At 63.2% G+C, this 23,443-nt stretch carries 18 protein-coding genes and 2 tRNA genes; 13 read left to right on the top strand and 7 right to left on the bottom strand.

All coding sequences use genetic code 11. The features are described 5' to 3' along the window. Positions 1 to 58: 58 nt before the first annotated feature. From MUN46_RS07990 to MUN46_RS07970, 5 genes are all read right to left on the bottom strand, one after another. Positions 59 to 1,702: an FAD-dependent oxidoreductase gene (locus MUN46_RS07990; protein ID WP_285230589.1), complete on the bottom strand. Its 1,644-nt coding sequence runs from the start codon at positions 1,700 to 1,702 to the stop codon at positions 59 to 61. Between the two features lie 286 nt (positions 1,703 to 1,988). Then, positions 1,989 to 3,386, bottom strand: coding sequence for an FAD-dependent oxidoreductase (locus MUN46_RS07985; protein ID WP_243377152.1), 1,398 nt, complete (start codon positions 3,384 to 3,386; stop codon positions 1,989 to 1,991). Next, a complete protein-coding gene (locus MUN46_RS07980) occupies positions 3,383 to 4,039 on the bottom strand; it encodes a response regulator transcription factor (protein ID WP_243377153.1) in 657 nt (218 codons plus the stop codon). Before MUN46_RS07980 ends, MUN46_RS07985 begins: the two co-directional genes overlap by 4 nt. After that, a complete protein-coding gene (locus MUN46_RS07975; protein WP_243377154.1) occupies positions 4,036 to 5,826 on the bottom strand; it encodes a sensor histidine kinase in 1,791 nt (596 codons plus the stop codon). The genes MUN46_RS07980 and MUN46_RS07975 overlap by 4 nt, the downstream gene beginning before the upstream one ends. An 11-nt stretch (positions 5,827 to 5,837) precedes the next feature. Beyond that, positions 5,838 to 6,197: a hypothetical protein gene (locus MUN46_RS07970; protein ID WP_243377155.1), complete on the bottom strand. Its 360-nt coding sequence runs from the start codon at positions 6,195 to 6,197 to the stop codon at positions 5,838 to 5,840. 396 nt (positions 6,198 to 6,593) lie between these two features. On the opposite strand from MUN46_RS07970, the gene MUN46_RS07965 reads away from it, so the two are divergent. The 3 genes from MUN46_RS07965 (at position 6,594) to MUN46_RS07955 (ending at position 10,177) form a co-directional block, all read left to right on the top strand. Continuing rightward, a complete protein-coding gene (locus MUN46_RS07965) occupies positions 6,594 to 6,872 on the top strand; it encodes a hypothetical protein (protein WP_243377156.1) in 279 nt (92 codons plus the stop codon). 427 nt (positions 6,873 to 7,299) lie between these two features. Next, positions 7,300 to 9,111, top strand: a complete 1,812-nt coding sequence (locus MUN46_RS07960) for an IS1634 family transposase (protein ID WP_285230527.1) — start codon at positions 7,300 to 7,302, stop codon at positions 9,109 to 9,111. Positions 9,112 to 9,256: 145 nt separating this feature from the next. Then, a complete protein-coding gene (locus MUN46_RS07955; RefSeq protein ID WP_243376576.1) occupies positions 9,257 to 10,177 on the top strand; it encodes a universal stress protein in 921 nt (306 codons plus the stop codon). Positions 10,178 to 10,276: 99 nt separating this feature from the next. On the opposite strand, the gene htpG is transcribed toward MUN46_RS07955, so the two are convergent. Next, the gene (gene htpG, locus MUN46_RS07950) at positions 10,277 to 12,184 is read right to left on the bottom strand and encodes a molecular chaperone HtpG (RefSeq protein ID WP_243376577.1); all 1,908 of its coding nucleotides are present in this window, start codon (positions 12,182 to 12,184) and stop codon (positions 10,277 to 10,279) included. Positions 12,185 to 12,672: 488 nt separating this feature from the next. On the opposite strand from htpG, the gene MUN46_RS07945 reads away from it, so the two are divergent. The 10 genes from MUN46_RS07945 (at position 12,673) to MUN46_RS07900 (ending at position 21,601) form a co-directional block, all read left to right on the top strand. Then, the gene (locus tag MUN46_RS07945; protein ID WP_243376578.1) at positions 12,673 to 13,635 is read left to right on the top strand and encodes a substrate-binding domain-containing protein; all 963 of its coding nucleotides are present in this window, start codon (positions 12,673 to 12,675) and stop codon (positions 13,633 to 13,635) included. Between the two features lie 24 nt (positions 13,636 to 13,659). After that, positions 13,660 to 14,472, top strand: a complete 813-nt coding sequence (locus MUN46_RS07940) for a nitrilase-related carbon-nitrogen hydrolase (RefSeq protein WP_243376579.1) — start codon at positions 13,660 to 13,662, stop codon at positions 14,470 to 14,472. A 68-nt stretch (positions 14,473 to 14,540) separates the two neighbouring features. Continuing rightward, positions 14,541 to 15,422, top strand: coding sequence for an ABC transporter substrate-binding protein (locus MUN46_RS07935; RefSeq protein WP_243376580.1), 882 nt, complete (start codon positions 14,541 to 14,543; stop codon positions 15,420 to 15,422). 110 nt (positions 15,423 to 15,532) lie between these two features. Continuing rightward, entirely contained in the window at positions 15,533 to 16,417 is an 885-nt protein-coding gene (locus MUN46_RS07930; RefSeq protein WP_243376581.1) for an amino acid ABC transporter permease, read from the top strand. After that, positions 16,414 to 17,196, top strand: coding sequence for an amino acid ABC transporter ATP-binding protein (locus MUN46_RS07925; protein ID WP_243376582.1), 783 nt, complete (start codon positions 16,414 to 16,416; stop codon positions 17,194 to 17,196). Before MUN46_RS07930 ends, MUN46_RS07925 begins: the two co-directional genes overlap by 4 nt. A 188-nt stretch (positions 17,197 to 17,384) precedes the next feature. Then, positions 17,385 to 18,188 carry a MetQ/NlpA family ABC transporter substrate-binding protein gene (locus tag MUN46_RS07920; protein ID WP_243376583.1) on the top strand — a complete coding sequence of 268 codons (804 nt, stop codon included), beginning with the start codon at positions 17,385 to 17,387 and terminating at the stop codon, positions 18,186 to 18,188. An 85-nt stretch (positions 18,189 to 18,273) separates the two neighbouring features. Next, entirely contained in the window at positions 18,274 to 19,248 is a 975-nt protein-coding gene (locus MUN46_RS07915; RefSeq protein ID WP_243376584.1) for an alpha/beta hydrolase, read from the top strand. 130 nt (positions 19,249 to 19,378) lie between these two features. Beyond that, positions 19,379 to 19,456: transfer RNA gene (locus MUN46_RS07910), tRNA-Asp, on the top strand. Positions 19,457 to 19,506: 50 nt separating this feature from the next. Next, positions 19,507 to 19,584 (top strand) — tRNA-Asp (locus MUN46_RS07905). Positions 19,585 to 19,681: 97 nt separating this feature from the next. Next, positions 19,682 to 21,601 carry a SurA N-terminal domain-containing protein gene (locus tag MUN46_RS07900; protein WP_243376585.1) on the top strand — a complete coding sequence of 640 codons (1,920 nt, stop codon included), beginning with the start codon at positions 19,682 to 19,684 and terminating at the stop codon, positions 21,599 to 21,601. A gap of 195 nt (positions 21,602 to 21,796) precedes the next feature. Here the strand turns inward: MUN46_RS07900 and MUN46_RS07895 are convergent, their stop codons facing one another. Further along, positions 21,797 to 23,368, bottom strand: coding sequence for an NAD(P)H-hydrate dehydratase (locus MUN46_RS07895; RefSeq protein ID WP_243376586.1), 1,572 nt, complete (start codon positions 23,366 to 23,368; stop codon positions 21,797 to 21,799). Positions 23,369 to 23,443 lie beyond the last annotated feature (75 nt).

The raw sequence follows: 23,443 nt of genomic DNA, 5'->3' as shown, positions 1-23,443 counted from the left end.
TGGCGGGCGGGGGCGGTCAGGGAAAAAGCCCGCAGCCCCCGCTCAGACAAGAGACGCCTCAGGCCTTCAGATTCGGCAGTCCGGCCACTTCCTTGCCGACGCTGCGCCCATAGACCAGGCACTCCGTGAGGTTGCCGCCGCCCTGGTACACGAACTTCAGGACAGAGGCCATTTCACCCACCGTGTAGAGGCGCGGAATCGGCTTGCGCTCCCAGGTGAGGACGCGGTGACGGTCGTCGATCAGCAGGCCGCCCTTGGTGTTCGGGCCGCCGGCCACGAGCGGCATGGCGTAGAACGGGCCTTTTTCGATCTTGCCCAGAGTGACCGGGCGGCGGCCGAATTCCTCGTCCTTCTTCTCGTCGCAGAACTTGTTGAACTTCTTCACTTCCTCGACGAGGTTCGCCGGGACCATGCGCTTCTTGTTGTCCGGATGGTTCTTGATCTTCTCGGCGAGCTCTTCGATCGTGTCAGCCTTGAGGACCAGCCCGGAGTTGATCGCGGACATGTTGTCCTTGCTCCACTTCGTGAGGCCGAAGCCCACGACCGAGATGCCCAGGGCGACCAGAGGCTTCGAGGCGCGCAGCGTCTCGTCGAAAATCATCCACGAGGGCGTGCGCGGATAGGCGAGCGTGTTGATGTCGAACTGCACGGCCGCCTTGTAGAAGAAGTAGCGGCTCGGGTTGTCGGTCACCTTCGTTTCAGCCTCGTAGCGCTTGCCGAAGTTGTCGACCACCATGGAGTGCGGCGAGCCCACCGACGGAGTGATCGAGCCGATCCTCATGCCGTTGCAGGTGTCGAGCGTCGGGACAATCACGCGGGCCGCAGCCTTGCCGACCTTGCACAGGCCGGCGCCGGCCGCCATGCCCATCGAGATGCCGTCGCCCGTATTGGAGGTCGTGCCGTAGAAGGCCCAGCCGGTGACGCCCGGGCCTTCTAGGAAGGCCTGGCGCATCGCCTTGTTGTACTCGTAGCCGCCGGCGCAGAGCACCACGGCCTTGCGGGCGCGCACGGCGACCTTCCTGCCCTTGTGCAGGCCGATCACGCCGATCACCTCGCCGCGGTCGTTCTTCACGAGCTGGTTGCCCGGGGTCTCCCAGAGCACGCGGATCTTCTTGCCCTGCTTCTTCACGCCGGTCGCGAGGCACTGCCAGAAGGCTTCGCCCGAGCTCGTCTCCTCCTTCGGACGTCCGTAGGAGACGTCATTGAAGGACTTCATGCGCTTCAGGTAAGTGGCGCGGTAGGCGTTGTACTTGCACTCCTTCGCGCCCGGGAAGTTGGGGAAGGAGGCCTTGTTGAATCCAGGCTGCGAGCCGCCGATGAAGGCCGGGTCGAGGCTCTGCAGGAAGTCGAGGTTCGTGGGCGAGAGGTCGGCCCAGAGCTTGGCGAGTCCAACCGAGCTTTCCGGGATTTCGCCCTCTTCCTTCCAGGGGATGTTCTCGCCGGAGAACATGGCCTGCGCGTAATCCTGCAGCGCCTTCTTGTCGCCGTCCTTGAACGGGCAGTGGAAGATGCCGCCGGACATGCGGGTGTTGGAGATGTGGTGGTTTTCCGGATTCTTTTCGAGGACGACCACCTGGGCGCCGTTCTGGGCGGCGGAGATGGCGGTCGTGGCGCCGGCGCCGCCGAAGCCTACAACGACGACGTCAGTGGTGATGTCCCACTTCTTGGGGGCGCGGGCCGCTTCGGCCGGAATGGAAGCCATTGTGCCTGCAGCAAGAGCAGCAGTGCCGAGGGCGCCTTTCAGAAAACTACGACGTGAAGCCTGCATAATTCTCTCCTAATCAAGTCACCGGGCGGCATCAGAACCGCTCTGCCGCCGGTTTGAATCGGTATGCGGAAGGATCTTCGATCCCTCTTTTTGCATACGCCTTCAGTCTAGGTAAGATGCCTGATCTTCACGTCGGCGGTTAGGCCGTTGACAAAATAAATAATTTGTGATCCGGAAAAGAACAGCCGGGCGCCAGGGCCGGGGCTGCGGCCCCGGGGTGCTACGCCCGGGCCGCGTCCTCTCCGGCGGCGCGGCCGAATACCACGGCGGTGTTGATGCCGTTGCCTCCCAGGCGGTTGGCGCCGTGCACGTTGCCGGTGGCCGCGCCCGCGGCCCACAGCCCCGGGATGGGAAGGTCCGAGGCGTCGAGGCACCGGCCGCGGCTGTCGATCTTGAGGCCCCCCAGGGTCGCGTGGACGCGGAGGTTCACGGGCGCGGCCCAGAAGGGCGGGGTGCGCAGGCCGCGCGCGAGCCTCATCTCGCTCATGGTCCGTCCGAGGGCCCGCGGCGGGACCCCGATCAGATCGGCCAGCTCTCCGGGCGTCCGTGCCCTGAAGATCGTGCCGGCATGCAGCCCCCTGTGCAGGCTCTTCTGGGTGGCGAGGTCGTAGGAGGCGACGGTGTCGGAGTCAGCGATGGACCAGCAGCGCCGAGGCGAGAGCTTCAAAATGGCCTGCGTGATCCGCGTCCGGTAGTCGGTTTCGTCCACAAAGCGCCGTCCGCGGCTGTCGACCATGATCATCCGCGTGGGGGCGATGTCGAGCCGGATCTGCCCGTCGCTGCCCTGGCCGCTGCCGGGGATGCACTCGACGAGATTCATGTTCATCACCGCGGCCCCGGCCTGGCGGCCCGCGAGAATCATCTCGCCGGTTGCCCCCGGGGCGTTGTCATGAGGCAGGTCGGCGAAGTCCGGGGCATAGGTCTTCAGCATGTCCCGGCTCGCCCCGTAGCCGCCCGAAGCGATGATGACGCCGCATCGGGCCCGGATGAGCTTCGGCGCGCCGTTGTCGGTCACCGCGACGCCGAGGACCCGCCCGCCCTGCGCGCGGATGAGCGAGCGCACGGGCGAGGAGAGGCGGATCTGCACCTTGCGCCGCTCGCACTCGGCCAGAAGCGCCCTGATGTAGCCTTCCCCGCGCGGCAGCACCGGCTTGTGGGTTCTCGGGAAGCGCCCTCCGTAGATTTCCCTCACCCCGGGCAGGAACCGCATGCCGAGGCTTTTGAGCCAGGCGAGGGCGCCGGTGGCGCCGGTGGCCAGAGCCGCGGCGACGTCAGGCGAGTTGAGGCCCGCCCCGGAGTCGAGGATCTGGGAGAGAAAGAGCGCTTCAGAATCGGGCTGCAGGCCGTTTTGAGCCGAGGCGGGGTCGACCGCGTTGAAGTTCCCGCCGGAAATCAGGGTGTCGCCCCCGAGCTGCGGCTCCTTTTCAAGCAGCAGCACCGAGGCGCCTGCCGCCGCGGAGGTCGCCGCGGCCGACAGCCCCGCCGCGCCTCCTCCCACGGCGATCACGTCGAAGTCTTCGTCCCAGCCGGAGGAGGGCCGGACGGCGCGCCAGGCCGCAAGGCCCGCGCCCGCCGCTGCAACGGCCGCCCCCGCGATAAGAATCGTGCGCCGCTTCATGGCCGCTTCTCCGCGCTCGCCTCCATGTCCCGGATGAAGTCCGCGGTCTCCACGGCGTTGGCGACGTCCAGCTTGCCGTAGATCTCCGCCTTGTGGGAGCGCACGGTGCGCTCGGAAATGTTGAGGATGGAGCCTATCGTGCTGTTGGGCAGCCCCTTGGCCACCAGTCGCGCCACTTCCTGCTCCGCGGCAGTGAGCGTGTTCCAGAGCCGCTCGAGGCTCTCGCCGTAGGCCTCGATTTTCCGCCGCTCGATGTCGGCGCTGCACGCGCTCTCGATCTCGGAAAGGAGCTTGCCTGGCTTCGGGGGCTTCACGAGAAAGGTGCGGGCTCCGCGCTTGACGGCGTCCACGGCGAGTTCGATGTCGCCGTGGGCCGACAGGAAGATGATCGGGAGCCGCTCGCCCCGGCGGATCATCTCCTCCTGCACCTCGATGCCCGTCATCCCGGGCATGCGCATATCGAGCACGAGGCAGCCCGGGGCCTCCAGGCTGGAGGCGAGGAAGTCCTTTCCCGACTCGTAGCACTCGACCTGCCAGTCATCCATCGTGAGGAAGGCCCGCAGCGCCCGCAGCACCGAGGGATCGTCGTCCACCAGCCGGATGATGCAGCGGCCTTTGGCCTCTGGGGAGATTTTTGGGATTTCTGCGGTCACGGTATTTCCTCTTTGTCGCAGCGCTTCAGGATCAGGGCGGCCTGCAGCCCGCCTTCCGGGCGCTTCCGAAACTCCAGGTGGCCGCGGTTGCGCTCGGCGATCGCCACGGCGATCGCGAGCCCGAACCCCAGCCCGTCCTTTTTCGAACTCGTGCCGGCCGTCCCGAGGTTCTCAAACACCTCGTCGGAAATGGCCGGCCCGTTGTCGCTCACGGTGAGCCGCCAGCTTCGGCCTTCGGGGCGGATGCTGATCCGGACCTCGGGTTTTTTCACCGTCTGGACGGCGCTCAGCGCGTTTTTGACGAAATTGGCGACGATGAACTGGATCTCGAAGGGATCCACCCAGACGGGGGCCGAAGGCAGGTCGTCGCAGCGCACAAACTCCGGAAGACTGGAAAACGTGCGCAGCGCCGCCTCGGTGATCGTCCTCAGGTCTGAAGCCTGGGGCCTCGCCTCGCGCTTTTTCGCGTAGGAGCGGACGTGCTCGACGATTTCCGAGGAGCGCTCCACCTCGCTTTCAAGGGATTCGAGCAGGTCGAGGGCCTTCTCCGAGAGCTCTCCCTTTTTCTTCAGGTACAGCCGCAGCGCCCCGGCATAAAGCGAGATGTTCATGATCGGCTGCTTGATCTCGTGGGCGAACATCGAGGAGAGCTGCGAGACGATGCTCTCGCGCTCGAGCCTCGCGAGCTTCATGTGGGTCTTCTGGGCCTCGTCGTGCAGCTTTTCGGTCGCCTTCACCGCAAGCGAGAGCTGCCTCGTGCGGCGGCGCACGAGCAGGTTGACCGACACCAGGTGGAAGATCACGGCCAGCAGCAGCGCGGCTCCCAGGAGCATTTCCGTGTGGTAGCGGCGCCACAGCGCCTGCGGGCTCATGTCCTTCATGTGGCTGAAGGGGCCGAGCCCGAGCGCCTTGATGAGCTCCCAGGTCGGCTGGAAGTTGCTTTCGACCACCCAGCGGAAGTCCCGGCCTTTGGCCGGCATCGACAGCAGCGCGATCGTGAAGTCGCTCACCGTTTCCGCGGGGCACCAGGGCAGGGAGGAGATCACGGCGTCGGGGTACCGTTCTGTGCTTCTCACGCAGCTTTCCCCCTGTTGCTTCCCGCGCTCGTCGAGTATCCTGAGCTCGCCCTCGCGCAGCTGCCCGCTCTCGATCAGCTTTTCGTACTCGCAGGTCGAAAGCACACCGGCGTCGGCCGCGCCGAGCGTCACAAGCTCGGCCACTCCCGGAATGCCGTAGTGCGTCTCCGTCACCGAGGAGAAAAAGCGGTTCGGGTCGTAATTGAGCCGGGCGATTTCGCCCTGGGCGATGAGCCACCCGTCAAAGCTTCTGGAATCGGCGATCGCGACCGAGCGGCCGCGCAGGCCGGCCACGGACCTGATGGGGCTGGCGGACGGGACGACGAAGGCCGAGGCGAGGGTGTGGGCCGCGTCGACGGACCCCGCGGGCCGCCGCGTGGCGATCTGGTGGGCGCCGGGGCTGTCGAGCAGCGTGACGTAGGTGGAGGCCGTCGAGACGATGAAGTCGGGCTTCTTGCGCGCGATCTCCCCGGGGACATCCCTGTAGTCGATCTCGGTGTAGCGGAACCGGTAGCGCGGAAGAGCCTGAGCCAGGTAGTCGAGCGTGGGCGAGTAGGTGTGGACGTAGAAGTCGGGCGAAAAGGTGTCCACCAGCCCGATCGTAATCGTCTTTGCGGGGGCGCCCTCCGGCGCGCCCGAAGCCTGGGCGCAGGCGAGCGCGAGCGCCGAGATCGCCGCAGCGGCCGCTTTCCTGACGGCTCCCGCCCCCATGGCCCCGAGCCTCAGGAGCGAAGGCGGCTGATCTGCACCCAGCCGCTGTCCACCGCGATTCTGTAGAGCCGCTCGTCTTCGAGGATCGCGCGGGTGAGTGCGCTGGAGCGCAGGTGCTGGGACCACAGGTGCAGCGCGAGGAAGGCCGCCAGCCCCGCGAGGACCCACCACCAGCCGTAGAAAAAGGTGAGAAGGCAGCCCGCGGGGACGCACAGCGCCCCCAGGCACCAGACGGCCTGGGCGGAGGTGTGGATGAGGCCGTCTTTCCAGGCCTTCATGGCCTGGTAGGGGTCGACCGAGACGACGATGGCTTTTTCAGACCACGCTTTCTTGAAATCTGCCCAGCTGAGCTTTTCTTTTTTGGAACTCATGACTCTGGTTTCTCCCGGTGCTGAAGAGCCTTTCTATCACGGGGACTGCTCCCGCGCAAGGCGCCGCTACGTGTGGCGCGCGGCCTGCGTGAAGCGTTCAGCGGACCGGCGGCTGCGGCGCAGGCCTTATCTCCGGGCGGCAAAGCCTGCCGCCTCCGAGGGGGAGGTGAGCTCGCAGAGAACTTTTTTCCTTTTCGGACTGTCCATTCCCCCTTCGGGGCGGCGCTTTACGGCGCCCGCAGCGCCTGCCGGAGCTCGCCTGTTTGCGGTATGGGGCTTAGTGTTTGTTCTCAAGCTGAGGTCAGGCCGCAAGCCTAATATTCGCTCCGTGGACAGCCCGAATATAAGAAGAGGCTGGAGACCACACAGATTACAAAATATTTGGAGTGATTCAAAATGTTCAAGAAGGTTCTCGTTCTTGCTTCCATTCTCGCCGCTGGCGCTGCTTTCGCCGCTCCGGCTCCCTCTGCCGCTGCTTCCGCTGCTGCTGACGCTGCCGCTTCTCCGGCCGCTGCTGCTCCCGCTCCCGCTGCCAAGAAGGCTGTGAAGAAGGCCACCAAGAAGGCCGCCCCGAAGGCCAAGGCTGCCAAGAAGGCCCCGAAGAAGGCTGCCAAGAAGGCTGCCAAGATGGCTGAGGAAGCCGCTCCGGCTGCTTCTGCCGCCGCTGCCAAGTAATCTCTGCTTAAGTCAGAGGTTTCTTCAGACCGCCGTTTGTCCTTCAGGGGACAGCGGCGGTTTTTGTATGCGCTTTGGGGAGCCGGGCGGCGCAGGCGGCGAGGGGCCCCGGAGTCAGCCCTCTGAAAAAGATAAAATAGAGCCGCCCCGCCGGCTATTTTCCAGAAGCGGGAAAGTGCCAGCGGCTTTGAGTTTCCCTTAAGAAGCTGATATGAAAATTCTCCTTCCCACCGACGGCAGCGCCTGCAGCACCAACGCCGTTGAGTTCTTTGTATCGCGCACCTCTCCCGTCTTTTTCAGCTAAAAATTGAGTAAAGCCCCGTCGGCATTGGGTCGGCGGGGCAAAAATTTTACACTCTACGTAGTTACAATGTAGTCCATTGGTGGTATAATGCTGGTATCCAGAGTCAGTTACCGGGAGCTCTCCATGTCCAAACACGTTGCCATCGTCACGACCCAGGGGCGCAAGTACGTCCGCGTTGTCGAGAGCTACCGCAATGCGGACGGCAAGCCCCGGTCGCGGCTCTTGGAGAATCACGGCAACCTCGACGTCCTTGAGCAAGAAGATCCCGACTATCTCAAGAACCTGCGTGCCCGCGTGGCAGCCGAGAACGAGGCGGTCAGGAAGGCCAGGCTGGAGGAGCTAGACAACTCGGCCCAGACAAGAATCCGCAAGCTCGAGCAGTCCCAAAAAGGCGCTGACTATTCGTGCGCCGCAAGGCTGAAGCTCGGCGCTGCCGTCATTCGGCAGGTATGGAAGGACGATCTGAATCTGCCGCAGGTGTTCCGCTATCTGCAGAGCAAGCGCAAAATCGAGTATTCGTACGACAAGGCAGCGTTCCTGCTGTGCTCGCAAAGGATCGTCAGTCCGGGCAGCAAGAAAAAAGCCTTCGAGGAGCGCGGCTCAAGCATCGTGCCGTTCGACGGCATCGCAGACAACAATGTCGTGTACCGGGTGCTCGACCGGCTTGCGGAGGACAAGGAAGCGATTGTCAAACACCTTAACCGCGAGATCAGCAGCAGGCTGAACCGCACGGTCTCAGCCGCCTTTTATGACGTGACGACATATGCCTTTGAGAGCCGGAAAGAAGGCGAGCTGCGCCAGTTCGGGCTGAGCAAGGACCACAAGGTCAACGAGGTCCAGGTAGTTCTCGGACTCGTGATGGATGCGTTCGGCATCCCCATTGATTACGAGCTTTTCCCCGGCAGCACCTCAGAGTTCGGCACGATGCTCCCCATGATCAGGCGGATCAAAACGGCTTATGACCTGCAGACGCTCATTGTCGTTGCCGACAGGGGGCTCAATTCAAACGAGAACCTGCTCGGGCTCAAGGACATCGGCTGCGACTTTGTCCTCGCGCAGAAGGTTAAGAACAGCACGAAGGAGCTGCGCAAACAGATCCTTGACGACGGAAATTGGGATGAGACCGTCATGGACGGCGACGAGATTGTCTGCCGCTACAAGACAATGGATCTGTCAAAGACGGTTTTCGTAACCAAAATCAGCAAAACCACAGGGCGCAAGTATCAGTCGTCGAAGAAAGTGGATTCTCTGGATGTCCGCTGGATCGTCTCGCATTCGCAGTCCCGGGCCAACAAGGACAATAGCGACATCGACCGTGCCGTTGAGAAGGCGAAAAAAGCCCTGCGCAGCAGGGGATCGCTGACCTCCAGCCGCGGATACAGGTCTTTGATCAAGGTGCCGAAAGGCGAAGGCGAGCCGTCACTGGATATGAAGAAAATCGAAGAGGCGAGGCGGTGGGCCGGCTATTACGCCGTCTGCACGAATCTGAAGACGAAGTCCTCTCAGGACATCATGAAGATTTACCGCAATCTCTGGCGCATCGAGGATTGCTTCTGGGTAAGCAAGACCACGCTCGAAGCCCGCCCCTGCTTTGTCTGGACAGACAGTCATGTCAGAGGACATTTTGCGAGTTGCTTCATCAGCCTCGTGATCGAAAAGTACATGCAGCATGTCCTCAAACAGAAGATCAGGGACATCACCTGTGACGAAATCAACGCGGCGCTGCGCGGTGCCGAAGTTGCCCTCGATGACGGCAATCCCCAAATGCCCCTGTACCTGAGGCTTTATCCAAAGGAGGGCCGCTTTGACTCGATCCTCAGGGCATTCAGCCTGGAGCCGCCCTGCCACTATGAGACGGCACAGTCACTATGCAAGAAGCTGCGGCTCAAAGACATTGCCCGACCGAAAAGTTGTACTACCAGAGATGAAAAATAATTAATGAATAAGCCCTTGCAATACAAGGGTTTATTCATTTTTAAGCTGATAAACTCGGGAAAAAGATAAAATAGAGCCGCCCCGCCGGCTATTTTCCAGAAGCGGGAAAGTGCCAGCGGCTTTGAGTTTCCCTTAAGAAGCTGATATGAAAATTCTCCTTCCCACCGACGGCAGCGCCTGCAGCACCAACGCCGTTGAGTTCTTTGTATCGCGCACCTCTCTGCGCGGGGCCCACCCGCAGCTTGTCCTCCTTACTGTTCAGCAACCCCTGTCGGCCATCCGCAGGCTTCTGGTGAGGGGCGACGAGCAGGCATACTACGACGCCGAGGCCGAGCGCGCGCTTGCCCCGGCGCGCCGGGTGCTGCGGGCCGAGGGCGTCGACTTCACCGAGCAAAAGGCTGTGGGGGACCCCGCCGAGCAGATCGCCGAGGCCGTCGCCCGCGAGAAGCCGGACCTCATCCTGATGGGCTCGCGCGGCCTTTCGGCTTTCGCCGGCCTGATCCTCGGCTCGGTGACCACGGAAGTCCTCGCGCGCACACGCACCCCCGTTCTCATCGTGAGGGGCAAGGAGGAGCCGCGCAAGGACGCGCTCCGCGTGGCGATCGCCGTGGACGGTTCGGAGTACGGCCAGGCCGCGGCCCGCTACGTGGTCGGTCATCTCGAGCTTTTCGGACAGGGCGCGAAGTTCCACGCGATCAATGTCGTCACCACGCTCGACAAGGAGTACTACTCGGTCGTCGCCGCGGTTTCAAACGAGAAGCTTACGAAAAAGGACATGAAGCTCATCCAGTACGAGGACTTTGTCGACTCGATGAAGACGGTCCGCCCGATCTTCAAGGCCGCCGGCCTCAAGGTGAAGGAAGTGTGCCTCACGGGAGATCCCGCCGACCAGATCGCGGACTACGCCGAGGAGAACCGGCTCGACCTCATCGTCATGGGCTCTCACGGCTACGGCAACTTCAAGTCGGCGGTCATGGGCTCCGTGGCCACGCACGTGGCCGCCCAGGGCAACGTGCCGATTCTGCTCATCCGCACCGAAACTCATATTCCCCCGATGATCGAATAGCGGGGAACTGGAATAGAAGGGACGAAAAAACGGAGCCCGGGGATGTGAATCCCCGGGCTCCGGCTTTTGGCGGGGGCCGCCCCCTTTCAGGGCGGGCGGTTACTTCTTCAGAATCAGCTCGTTCATGATCTTCACGAACGAGCTCGGGTCCTTCAGGGACCCCTGGTCGGCGAGCAGCGCCTGCCCGTAGATGAAGTCAGCCCATTTGCCGAAGCGAGCCTCGTCGGTTTCGGCCGCGGCCTGGCGGATCAGCGGGTGCTCGGGGTTGATTTCGAGGGTGAACTTCTCCTCCGGAACGCTCTGGCCCGCGGCCTCAAGCATGCGGCGCATCTGCGGCGTGAGCATCTGATCCTGCTCGCCCACGATGCAGGAGGGGGAGTCCACGAGCCGGGTTGAAATCCGCACGTTGGTCACCTTCCCCTCGAGGGCCTTCTTCAGGCGCTCCACGACGCCCTTGTTGTCCTTTTCGGCCTCGTCCTTCTTCTTCTGGTCGTCCTTGTCGGCCAGGTCTCCCAGCTGCAGGTCAGAGGCCGTGGCGGGCACGAAGCTGTGGCCTTCAAAGTCGCGCACGTTGCCCATCAGCCACTCGTCGACGCGGTCGGTGAGCAGCAGCACTTCGATCCCCTTCTTCCGGAGCGTCTCGAGGTACGGGGAGTTGGCCGCCGCCTCGTAGCTGCCCGCGGTGAGGTAATAGATGTTCTTCTGCTTTTCAGGCATCCGGGCGATGTAGTTCTCGAGGCTCACCGTCTGGGCCGCAGTCCCGGACTTCGTGGAGGCGAAGCGCAGCAGCTTCATCACCTGCTCGCGGTCCGAGGGATCCTCGATCGGGCCCTCCTTCATGACGCGGCCGTACTGGCTCCAGAAGATCTGATACTTGTCCTTGTCGGCGGCGAGCTTCTCAATCATCGACAGGGCCCGCTTCGTGAGGGCGCGCTTCAGCTTCCTCGTGACGGGGCTCTTTTGCAGCAGCTCGCGCGAGACGTTGAGGTCGAGCGCCGTGGTGTCCACCAGGCCCTTCACAAAGCGCAGGTAGTTCGGCAGGAACTCCTCGCTGTTGTCCATGATGAAGACGCGCTGGACGTAGAGCTTGAGGCCGTGCTTTTCATCGCGCGAATACAGGTCCCAGGGCGCTTCCTTCGGGATGTAGAGCAGAGAAATGTATTCGAGGTCTCCCTCGACCCGGTTGTGCGCCCAGGTGAGGGGATCGCCGTAGTCATGCGTGAGATGCTTGTAGAAGGCGATGTACTGCTCGTCCTTCACGTCCTTGGGGGCGAGGGTCCAGAGCGCCTTCGCATCGTTCACCTGCTCCCAGCCCCAGACGGGCTTGTCTTCCTTCTTTTCCCCGTCCTTTTCCGAGGCCGGCTCGTGCTTTTCGCACCAGAGCAGCACCGGCGTGGAGATGTGGTCGGAGTAGCGCGTGATCGTCTCGCGCAGCGTCCATTCGTTCAGGAACTCCTTTTCCGAGTCCTTCAGGTGCAGCACGACGTCGGTGCCGCGCTGCTCGCGGGTGATGTTCTCGGACTCATAGGTGCCGCTGCCGTCCGAGCTCCAGCGCACGCCCTCTTCGGGCTTTGAGCCAGCCGCACGCGAGAGCACCGTGACGCGGTCGGCCACGATGAAGGCGCTGTAGAAGCCCACGCCGAACTGGCCGATGAGCTGCGAGGCCTTGGCCTGGTCCTTCGAAAGATTCTTGAAGAACTCCTCGGTGCCCGACTTCGCGATCGTCCCGAGATGCTCGTTCGCTTCGGCAAGCGTCATGCCGATGCCGTTGTCGGAGATCGTGAGAGTGCCTGCCTTTTCATCGGCCCGGACCCGGATCCAGAAACTGGGGTCGTCCTTTGTGAGCTCCGGGTGCGTGATGGAAAGAAAGCGCAGCTTGTCGACGGCGTCCGAGGCGTTCGAGATCAGCTCCCGCAGGAAGACTTCCTTGTTGGAGTAAAGCGAATTGGCGAGCAGCTTCAGCAGCTTGGTGACTTCAGTCTGAAAACCGTGAACCTGTGCAGTCATGAATCGATGTCCTTTCTTTGAAGCGGAAGACGCCCGAGCGTCTTCATGAGATAAGTGTTTACATGGGGGCGGAAGAGCGTTTTTTCAAGGGAGCGGCGCGGGGCCTCCCGGGGCGCAGGCTTAAAAAACGGGAAAAGGAAGATGCGTGCACCATAAACGGGCAGGTGCTGCTTTTTCTGCACTCGTTTGACGCATGCGGGCGGCCGGCAGCCGGTATTGGTGCGCAGCATCCCAAGAAGAGGGGAATGGGCAAACAGCCTAGAAGAGCCGGTTTGGGGCGCTCCATGCGCCGCCCAGGGTGCATAATGGCTGAAAGGAACAATTTAAAGCGGTAACTTTTACCGTAAAAATACTGTGAAGCCCTGGCTCTCTGCCCGCCTTCTGCGCTGTGGGCGCAGCCGCAGGCCTCGCAAAGACCGCCGGCAGAAGCGGGAAGCTCCTGGCATGCTTTATGCATGTCTGGACAGAATAATCACTGGAGATAGGCAATGGCTTTAAAGATTCGCATGAAAACCCGCGACTGGGATTTCTGGACTCCGATTCTTCTGAAGGACGTGAAGTCCGACCAGATCGACCTGGAGCTCACGCGCGTCATGTCTCTGATTGACAACGTCGCGGAAGACCCGGACTGCGAGGCGGCCGAGATGAGCCTGTCGCGCTATGCCATGCGACGGAACACCGGCAATGACCGCAATCTGATCGGCATTCCCTTTTTCATCATGCGCGGCTTCCGCAACCGCTGCATTCTCACGCTCGAGGACTCGCCGCTTACCACGCTGAAGCAGCTCGAGGGGAAGCGAATCGGACTTTCGGGCTGGCAGGACAGCGGCAACACCTGGACGCGCGCGCTGCTCATCGAGCAGGGCGTGCCGGTCGACTCGATCCGCTGGACGCTCTCACGCATGACTTCGGCCGACAAGATCGACATGAACCGCGGCCGCGAGTTCTGGGACAACCGGGTCGTGTTCCACGATCCCGAGGAGACGCCGCTCGTGGAGCTGCTCAAGGCGGGGAAAATCGACGCCATCTTCCAGGCCTTCATGCCCGCCGGCTTCTATGAAAAGGGCTACGGCCTGCGCCAGCTCCAGCCCGATTTCGTGGAGCAGGAAAAAGCCTGGTACGGCCGCTGGGGCTTCGTGCCCGGCATCCACATCCTCGCGATGAAGAAGGATTTCGTCGACGCGCATCCCGAGGCCCCCGGGCAGCTCGCCGAGCTGCTGCGCCGCTCCCAGGACATGTGGCTTGCCAAGCGCCGCAAGTACTTCGAGTCGACGCCCTGGCTGATCGCGAGCCTGCTTGAGATGGCCCGTGCGCTACCGAAGGACTGGGATCCGGTCGGGCTCGAGCCCAACCGCGAGATGCTCAATGAGTTCGCGCGCCAGCAGTACCTGCAGAAGCTCACCGGAGAGCTGCGCGACGCCGATTTCCTTTTCCCCTACAAGACGCTCTGAGAGCGCCAGGCCGAAGGAGCAGCCATGTCCGATACCTTCAAAATCGCCCTGGGGCAGATCACCGTCGAGAAAAGCTCGCAGGAGAACCTCAGCAAGTGCACCGCCTGGATGGAGCGCGCCAGTGCTTCCGGAGCCCGCCTGATCGTCTTCCCCGAAGGCGTGATCGCGAGGAACCCGGCCGACTCGGCCTGGAGCCGCAAGCATGCCGAGCCCCTGGACGGGCCCTTCGTGAGCGGGATCCTTGAGGCGACCCGCAGGCTTCCGATCGCCGTGTCCTGCACCGTGCACGTGCCTTCGGGCTCGTCCGACGGCAGGGTCTGGAACATCCACATCGTGGCCGACCAGGGCAGGCTTCTCGGCTGCTACCGAAAGCTGCACCTCTACGACGCCTTTTCCGGGCTTGAGAGCGACAACGTCTGCCCGGGCTCCGAAGTGCCGCCGCTGGTCGAGATCGACGGCTGGAAGTTCGGCCTCATGACCTGCTACGACGTGCGCTTTCCGGAGCTTGCGCGGCGGCTCGCCCTCGACGGGGCCGATGCGCTCCTGCTGCCGGCGGCCTGGGTCCGCGGCTCCCTGAAGGAGTCGCACTGGGAGATCATGGGCCGCGCCCGCGCGCTCGAGAACACGGTCTACGTCGCGGCGCTCTCCGAGATTTCCGCGAAGAACATCGGCTGCTCGATGGTGGTCGACCCCCTCGGGGTGCCGGTGGCCCGGGCAGGAGCCGAAGAGGCCCTGGTTTTCGCAGAGATGAGCCGCGGCGCGATCGAGCGCGCCCGCAGGGCCCTTCCGGTTCTCGAAAACATGCGCTTCGGGCGGCCCGAGCTCAAGGCGCAGTAATCGCATCGCTTTAACCGACTGACAAAAGCCCCGGGCACCGCCGGGGCCGAAATAATGGGAGAAAAAACATGAAATTCCAGAAAATCGCCGCCGCTCTGGCCCTGGCCGGCTTTGCAGCCTGCGCGCTGGCCGCCGGGATCCCCGCCCAGAAGTTCAACAAGGCCCTTCACGATCAGCTGCCCGCCTCGATCCAGAAATCGGGCGTGATCCGCGACGTCGTGAACGGCTCCTTCCCTCCCTACAGCGTCGTTTCCCCTGACAAGAAGGTGACCGGCGCCGTTCAGGATTTCTCCAAGGCGCTCTCTGAGATTCTCGGCGTGAAGATCGAGCACACGAACGTGTCCTCGCTTTCGGCCACCCTGATCGGCCTGCAGTCCGGGCGCTACGACATGGCGCTCGCGCCGATCGGCGACTACCCGAACCGCCAGGCGAAGAACGACTTCGTCGACTATGTCCAGGAGTACGTGGTCTTTGCCGTGAAGAAGGGCAATCCGCTCAAGATCAACGGGCTTGAGGACACCTGCGGCCACCGCATCTCGGTGATGGCGGGCGGCTCGGCCGAGCGCGTGATCCGCAAGGCCTCGGAAGTCTGCGTCAAGGCGAAGAAGCCGCCGGTCACGGTGCTGTCCTTCGACACTCAGACCACTTCGGCTCTGGCGGTGCGCTCCGGGCGCGCCGACGCCTTCTTCTCCTCGCAGGCCCCGCTCACGTATTTCGTCTCCAAGAACCGCCAGTATCTGGAGCTCGCCGCCGTGGGCAAGAAAAACGGCTTCAACGACATTTACCAGGGCGCGGTGTTCGCCAAGAACTCGCCTCTGACGCCGGTCGTGCTCGCCGCCTTCCAGGAGCTCTTCAAGAACGGCACCTACAAGGCGATCATGATGAAGTACGACCTGAAGAACAACATGACGGCCAAGCCCGGCAAGAACCTCGGCGTCGACGTGAAGTGACGAAGCGGGCGGCTCCGCGCGAGCCGCCCGGGATTGGGAAGCGGCCCGGGGCCTGAGGTGCTTCGCCCCCGGGCCGCTTTCAGCAGTGCCTAGCAAAATGGTTGAAGAACATGACGGAAAACAAAAACCAGCCGGCTGATGTTTCCAGGGCGCGCCGCAGAGTCCCCCTGGTCCGCTGGATCATCTACGCGATCCTCACGGTTGTCATCGGCTACTTCCTCTGGATCTGCTCGCAGAATCCCAATTTCGAGTGGGATGTCGTCGCCAAGTATTTCACCGATGAGTCCATTCTCCACGGCATCAAGATGACGCTGGGGCTCACGGTGATCTCGATGACGCTGGGCATTCTGATCGGCCTGGTCTGCGCGATCGGCAAGCTTTCGGACAGTCCGTACTACAACGCGCTTGCCAACGTCTATCTCTGGTTTTTCCGCTCGACGCCGCTGCTCGTGCAGCTGCTGTTCTGGTACAACCTGGCCGCCCTGTTCCCGACCCTGTCCTTCCCGGGGCTGGGGAGCGTGAACACCAACGAAGTGATCACGCCGCTTACGGCCGCCATCGTGGGCCTGTCGCTTAACGAAGGCGCCTTCATGGGAGAGATCATCCGCGCCGGACTCCTTTCCGTGGACCCCAACCAGAAGGAGACCGCGCAGGCCTTCGGCATGAGCCGGGCGCAGATCATGTTCCGGATCCTGATCCCGCAGGCGATGACGGCCATCATCCCGCCCACCGGCAATCAGGTGATTTCCATGGTGAAGGCGACCGCCATGGTCTCCATCATCGCCATGGACGACCTGCTCTACTCGGTGCAGACGATTTACAACGTCACCTTCCAGATCATTCCGCTGCTGATCGTGGCCGTGATCTGGTACCTCATCATCACCTCCGTCCTGTCGGTCTTCCAGTGGCTGATCGAGCGCCACTTCTCCAAGGGACGCAGCCGCAAGGCCGATATTGTTGAAGAAACGCTCGCCGAGCAGGGGATCCAGTCATGAGTGAAGCAGAAAAGAAAGACGAGGCTTTCGTGCGTTGCGTCAACGTGAGGAAGAGCTTCGGATCGAACGAGGTCCTCAAGGGCATCAACCTCGAGGTGAAGAAGGGCGAGGTGCTGGTGATCCTGGGCCCCTCGGGCTCCGGGAAATCCACCCTGCTGCGCTGCATCAACCATCTCGAGAGCATGGACTCCGGGCTCATCACGGTCGGCGGCGAGGCGATCGGCTACGAGTGGAGGAACGGCGAGCTCTGGGAGGCCCCCTACGCGAAGGTGGCCAGGCAGCGCCGCAAGATCGGGATGGTCTTCCAGGCCTTCAACCTCTTTCCCCACCTCACGGTGCTTCAGAACGTGATGGAGTTTCCGGTCCACGTTCACGGGGTGCCCAAGGATGTGGCACAGAAAAAAGCACTCGAGATTCTTGACCGGGTGGGGCTCGCGGACAAGGCCTACCAGTATCCGAGAAGGCTCTCGGGCGGGCAGCAGCAGCGCGTCTCGATCGCCCGGGCGCTTGCGATCGAGCCCGAGCTCCTGCTCTTTGACGAGCCGACCTCGGCACTGGACCCTGAGCTCGTGGGCGAAGTGCTCAACACGATGAAGGACCTCGCAGGGCAGGGCTACACGATGATCATCGTGACCCACGAAATTCCGTTTACCCGCGAGGTGGCCGACCGGGTCGTGTTCATGGCAGGCGGAGTCGTGGTGGAGGAGGGAAAGCCCTCCGACGTGATGGTTCACCCGAAGACCGAGCGCTTCCGCACTTTCCTGTCGCGCTATCTCTGACGGGCGTCTCACCCCGCAGCCCCCGCCGGCCACCGTTTTCGATGGCCGGCTTATTTTCAATTTCTGTGCGGTATTACCTGCACCGGCTCCCGCCCCAGGCGTTAAAGTAGGGGCATCAGTTCCCGGCAGGGACGGAGGCGTCCTCGGCCCTCCTGCCGGAACAGTGAACAAAAAAAGGAATAAAGAACATGCAGAAACGTCAGCTACTCAAGGCCTTTGCCGCCGTCCCGCTTCTTTCGGCTCTTGCGCTTACAGGCTGCAGCAAGAAGGAAACGGTCGTGAAAGTCGGGGCCACAGCCGGTCCGCACGCCGAGGTGGTCGAAGCCGCGGCCAAGGAAGCCGCCAAGGACGGCCTCAAGGTGCAGGTGGTCGAGTTCTCCGATTATCTCGGACCGGACAAGGCGCTGGCCGAAAAGTCGCTGGATCTGAACGTCTATCAGCATGAGCCGTTCCTCAAGAATTTCAACGCGAACCAGAAGACGGACCTGGTGTCGGTCGGGCCGGCCATCCTGATGAGGATGGGCATCTACTCCAACAAGGTGAAGTCGCCCGCCGAGCTCAGGAACGGAGCCCTCGTCGGCATTCCGAACGATCCGACCAACGGCGGCCGCGGCCTGCAGCTGCTTGAAGCGGCCGGCCTGATCAAGCTCAGGGAAGGCGCGGGCTTCAAGGCGACGGTCGCAGACGTGGTGGATAATCCGAAGAAGCTCGTTTTGAAGGAGCTCGAGGCGGCGCAGCTGCCCCGCTCCCTCGATGACCTCGACGCGGCCGCGATCACGATGAACTACGTGATGTCGGCAGGACTCGATCCCGCGAAGCAGGGCATCTTCCTTGAGGGCAAGGACGCGCCGCTTGCCGTCATGGTGATCGCGGCCCGCCCCGACAACAAGGACAGCGAGGCTGTCAAGAAATTTGTAAAGGCCTATCATTCAGAGGCCGTGCAGAAGTTCATCGCCGACAAGTACAAGGGCACAATCGTTCCGGCCTGGTAAAAAGACCGGCTCTGTCCTTCTCAGGCAAGAAAATCTCAGCCGCTCCGGCCCGCCGGAGCGGCGAATGTTTTTTAGGGCATTCGTCATGCTTTTCCGTTTTTCCCGTCCTTTCCGGGGCCCGAGGCTGCTGCGGGCCGCGGTCCTTGCGCTTGCAGCCGGTGCCGCAGTCCTGAGCTCGGGGTGCTCGACCATCGGGACGATCAAGCACAACCGGGGCATGGACGAGTCCTGGAGCGAGGGCGTGGACGGGAGGCTGCTGGCCGGTCTGCCCTTCAAGCCCGGAGCGGGCGGCCGCATGGACGTCTGCCTGCCGGAAAAACTCGACCCGGGCCGCGGCAACGGCGTGATTTTCTTCCTGCACGGCGGCAGCTGGATGCGCGGCTCCCGCGCCTTCGAGCGGCACAACTGCTACCGCTATGCAAAGCGCGGCTACATCGCAGTGGACCTGGACTACACGCTGCACATCCCGTCGGCTCCGGTCACCATGGGCCGCATGCTCGATGACGTCGACGAGGCCGTGCGGGAGGTCCGGCGGCTGTCCGATGCGCGGGGCTGGAATGTCACGCAGATGGCGGTGGCGGGCACCTCCGCCGGAGGCCAGCTCGCGCTGCTCTACGCCTACGCGCGGCCCCACAGCCTCCCGGTGAAGTTCGCAGCCGCCAACGTGGCCCCGATTGATTTCCACTGGAGCGCCTGGGACTTTCCGACGGCGCATTTCAGCCCCCGCGTGTCCCTGATGATTGTGAACGCGGGCACTGGAAGCAGCTTTTCCGAAAAGGAATTCAGATCAGGAGCGGCCGAGGCGGCGATCCGCTCGGTCTCCCCGCTTTATGCGGTGACGCCCTCCGCGCCTCCCACGCTGCTCGCCTACGGAGAGAAGGATTCCATCCAGAACCCAGAAAACGGCCGGATCCTCGCCTCCAGGCTCAGGAAGGCCGGCGTCCGGGCGGATCTCATCATGATGCCGCACTCCGGGCACCTGCTCTCAGACGACCGCGAGCTTGCCGACCTCTACCACGACAGGCTCGCGCAGTTCGCCTGCGAGTATTTCGGCTACTGAGAGGGGGGAGGGACCTCGCTTCGGGCGCAGCGGCCCGAATACCGTGTTTGCGGGGGTCAGGCGGCCGAAGATCCCCGGAAACTGGACAAAGCGCCAAATATTTGTATAATTCATAACTCGTTGTGAGTGAGGAGTTGTAGCTCAGTTTGGTTAGAGCGACGGCCTGTCACGCCGTAGGTCGAGGGTTCGAGCCCCTTCAACTCCGCCATTCATTGTTCTTCTGGACAGGGAAGAACTCAACGATATAATTTCTGTCAGGGAGTTGTAGCTCAGTTTGGTTAGAGCGACGGCCTGTCACGCCGTAGGTCGAGGGTTCGAGCCCCTTCAACTCCGCCACTATTCCTGAAAAGGCGAACATATAATATGTTCGCCTTTTTTTATTCCCGGGAGGCCGGGTGATCATCCGGCTTTCCTGCCAAGTATCGAGGGACGAATGCTTCAGGGTTTCCGCAATCATAAGCGCTGGATGATGGCGATCATCATCGGCCCGATTTCCATAGCCTTCGTGGCGACCGGCGTCTACAGCTACTCCCGCAGCAACGCGGAGGACAATGCGCTCGCTGTGGTGGACGGCTCAAAGATCCTGCCCGAACAGTTCGACCAGGCCAAGCGCGAGCAGCTCGAGCGGCTGCGCCAGCAGATGGGCGACTCCTTCAAGTCTGACATCCTTGACAACCAGGAAGCCCGCGCCGCGATCCTCGGCCGTCTGATCGCCGAGCGCGCGCTCGGCGTCGAGGTGGCCAAGGAGGGCATCGTGGTGTCCCGCGACACGGCGATCAGCGTCATCAAGAGCGCAGGAGCCTTCCAGATCAACGGGAAGTTCGACCCCGAGCTCTACAAGCGCTTCCTCGCGAGCCAGGGCAAGACCGACGAGGGCTTTGTGGCCGAGCTGCAGAGAAGCCTCGCCAACGAGATCATGGTCGACAACCTGCAGGCCACCTCGCCCATCGGCCGCGCCACGGCCGAGCAGCTCAACCGCCTCTTCCGCGAACGGCGCGAGGTGAGGCTTTATGCTTTCCCGGCCGCCCAGTTCCTCTCGCAGGTGAAGGTCTCGGACGCCGAGGCCCAGTCCTACTACGACGGCCACAAGAAGGAATTCGTGAGCCCGGAGTCGGAGAAAGTCCAGTACGTCGTTCTCACGCCGGATCAGTTCAAGACCGCAAAGCCCTCGGAGCAGGATCTGAAAACCTACTACGAGCAGAACGCCAAGAAGTTCGCCGCTCCCGAGGAGCGCCGGGCGAGCCATATCCTGATCGGCTTCGGCTCTGACGAAAAAGCGGCCCAGAAGAAGGCCGAGGACCTTGTGGCCGAACTGAAGGCCCATCCCGAGAAGTTCGCCGAGGAGGCCAAGTCGCTTTCAACCGACAAGGGCAGCGCGGCAAACGGCGGCGACCTCGGCTGGTTCGGGCGCGGCGCCATGGTGCCCGAGTTTGAAAAAGCGGTCTTTGCGGCCAAGAAGGGCGATATCGTGGGGCCTGTGAAGACTCAGTACGGCTTCCACATCATCCGCGTCACCGACACCCGGGGCGGGGAGGTGCCGCCGCTTGAAAAGGTGCGCTCGAAAATCGAGGCCGAGTACGGCCAGCAGATGGCGCAGAAGAAATTCGCCGAGGCGGCCGACAATTTCACCAATACGGTCTATGAGCAGCCCGACTCGCTGCAGCCTGTGATTGACCGCTACGGCCTCAAGCCCGTGGAGGTGGACAACGTCACCAAGAACGGGTTCAATCCGCAGTCCGAGCAGGGCAAGTACCTGAACGCGCACGTGATTGACCTGCTGTTCTCGAGCGAGGCGGTGAACGAGAAGAAGAACATTCAGGCGATCGAAGTCTCGCCCAACGTGCTCGTGTCGGCGCGCGTGCTCGAGCACCGGCCTTCCGCTCAGATTCCTTTTGAGCAGGTGAAGGACAAGATCGTCTCGAAGTTGAAGAGCGAGGCGGCGCTGGCCGCCGCGAAGAGCGCCGGCGAGAAGAAGCTGGCCGAGCTGAAGAAGGCTCCGTCGGACGCGGGCTTCACCCCCGCCGTCTGGGTCTCGCGCCAGGAGCCCATGGGGCTGCCGCCTGAGCTCGTGAACGCGCAGCTGCGGGTCCCGGCCGGCAAGCTGCCGGTCTTCATCGGCACCCAGGTGGCGGGCGGCTACGTGGTTTCCCGCATCAACGCCTCCAAGGTGCCCGAGTTTACGGACGACGAGCGCAAGAGCGCCTCCGCGCAGCTCGCGAAGCTGCACGGTGCGGCCGAAACCCAGGCTTATCTCGAAGCGCTGGAGCAGAAGCTGGGCACCAAGATCAACAACAAGGACTACCTGCCCCCGAAGAAGGCCGAAGCGGCGGCTTCTTCAAAGGCCGCGAAGTAAAGCGGCGGGTTGGTTTCTTCCAGTCCGAGGGGAAAGGCCTTCAGAGGTCCTTCCCCTTTTTCTTCGCCTGAAGATCCGGGGCGAAGAGGCCGCCCCCTGGCTCTGCAGCGGCTTTCCGGGGTGAAGGGGCGGAAAAATTTGAGGCCCCGGGATTTTGTTCCCGGGGCCTCAGGCTTGAGGTGCGGCCGGAAACGTTTAATGGCGGACTTTCCCGATCATTTCGACGGGAGCTGGGACCAGCTGCCCGGGCTGCAGGGCAAGGGACCCGAAGGGATCGAGCGGATCGGTCTTAGCCTCGGCCCAGGACAGCTTCGCTCGGCGCAGCATCGAAAGCGCCCGGGCGGCCCGCTCCGAGAGCTCATCGGCCGGAACCGGCATGGTGGCCGCCTCGGCCGCGGCCCCGTGCAGCCAGACCGCGCCCAGCGTCGCGCTGGTGAGGTCGAACCCCTGCGCGAGGAAGGCGCCGATCATGCCGGCCAGGACGTCGCCTGTTCCGGCGGTGGCCAGAGCCGCCGAACCCGTCGGATTTACCCAGGCGCGGCCCGAGCGAAGGGCGACCACGGTGCCGGTGCCCTTGAGCACAACGACGGCGTTGGTCTGCAGCGCGAGCTCGCGGGCCCAGAAAATGCGGTTGGACTGGACCTCGTCGACCTTCACCTTGAGGATTCTCGCGGCCTCAAGCGGGTGCGGCGTGATCACCGTGCCCGCGCGGCGCGCGAGCAGCCGGTCCTGCAGCTCCGGATGTTCGGCCAGCGCCCTGAGGCCGCCGGCGTCGATGACAAGCGGCGTCTCCCTGCAGTCGATCGCCTCCGCGAGCCGGCCGACCGCCGCTTCGTCTTCGCCCAGCCCCGGGCCTGCGACAATCGTCGTGAAGCAGGGGAGGTCGAGCTTTCCTGCGGCGATCATCAGCTCCGGGCTCATGGGAATCACCTTCGGGGCGTCCTTGGCGAGGAACTCGAGCGTGACGCGCCCGGCGCCTAGCCTCAGCCCCGCTCTGGCCGCCATCAGGGCGGCGCCGAGGTAGCCGTCGCTGCCTCCCACCACGGCGAGGCTGCCCCAGGTGCCTTTGTGGCAGAAGTGCCGGCGCGGCTCGAGAATGTGGCTGAAGTCGTCCTCGTCGATGATGCCCGTGAGGGCGAGCGGGATGGAGACATCGAGCTCGGAGAGGCAGATGTGGCCGGCGGCGTCCCGCCCCTGGTTCATCAGCAGCCCTGCGTGAACCGAGAGCAGGCAGATCGTCATGTCGGAGGAGCAGCCCGGGATGCGGCCGTTCCAGCAGCCGGTTTCGGCGTTAAGTCCCGTCGGGACGTCGATGGAGACCTTGAGCGAGTTCTGGACGTTGTACCAGATGGTGGCGTCGAGCATTTCGCCCCTTAAGGGGCCGGTGCCTCCGACGCCCAGCAGCGCGTCGACCACCAGGTCGGCCCGCGGCAGCGTCTCGGGATCGCGCACGACCGTGCCGCCGGCCCGCTTCCAGGCCTCGAAGGCGGCCTTCGCCTCCTGCGCGTGCGGCGCCTCATCGCCCACCATCACGCAGGTGACGCGGTAGCCGCGCGCCTTGAGGCAGCGCGCCGCGGTGAAGCCGTCGCCGCCGTTGTTGCCGGTGCCGCACAGAATCGTGACAGACCCCTTCTCCGGGAGCTCTCTGGCGAGGCGGTCCGCTATATCGCGGCCGGCCCGCTCCATCAGCGTGTTCGGCTCGAGTACCGAGGCCTGGCGGCGTTCGACTTCGCTCAGGTCTTCAAGCGGCAGGAGGGTGATTGACATGTTTATCTCCTTTCTTGCAGTGCGCCCCTGATTCTATGCTCCTCGCAGGAAGCGCCCCTGCTTGTGATCATTTCA

Origin of the sequence: Mesosutterella faecium, from assembly GCF_022809315.2 — a bacterium.
Classification (GTDB): Bacteria; Pseudomonadota; Gammaproteobacteria; order Burkholderiales; family Burkholderiaceae_F; genus Mesosutterella; species Mesosutterella faecium.
Note: the sequence above shows the minus strand (reverse complement) of the source record. Positions and strands in the feature narration are given on the sequence as shown.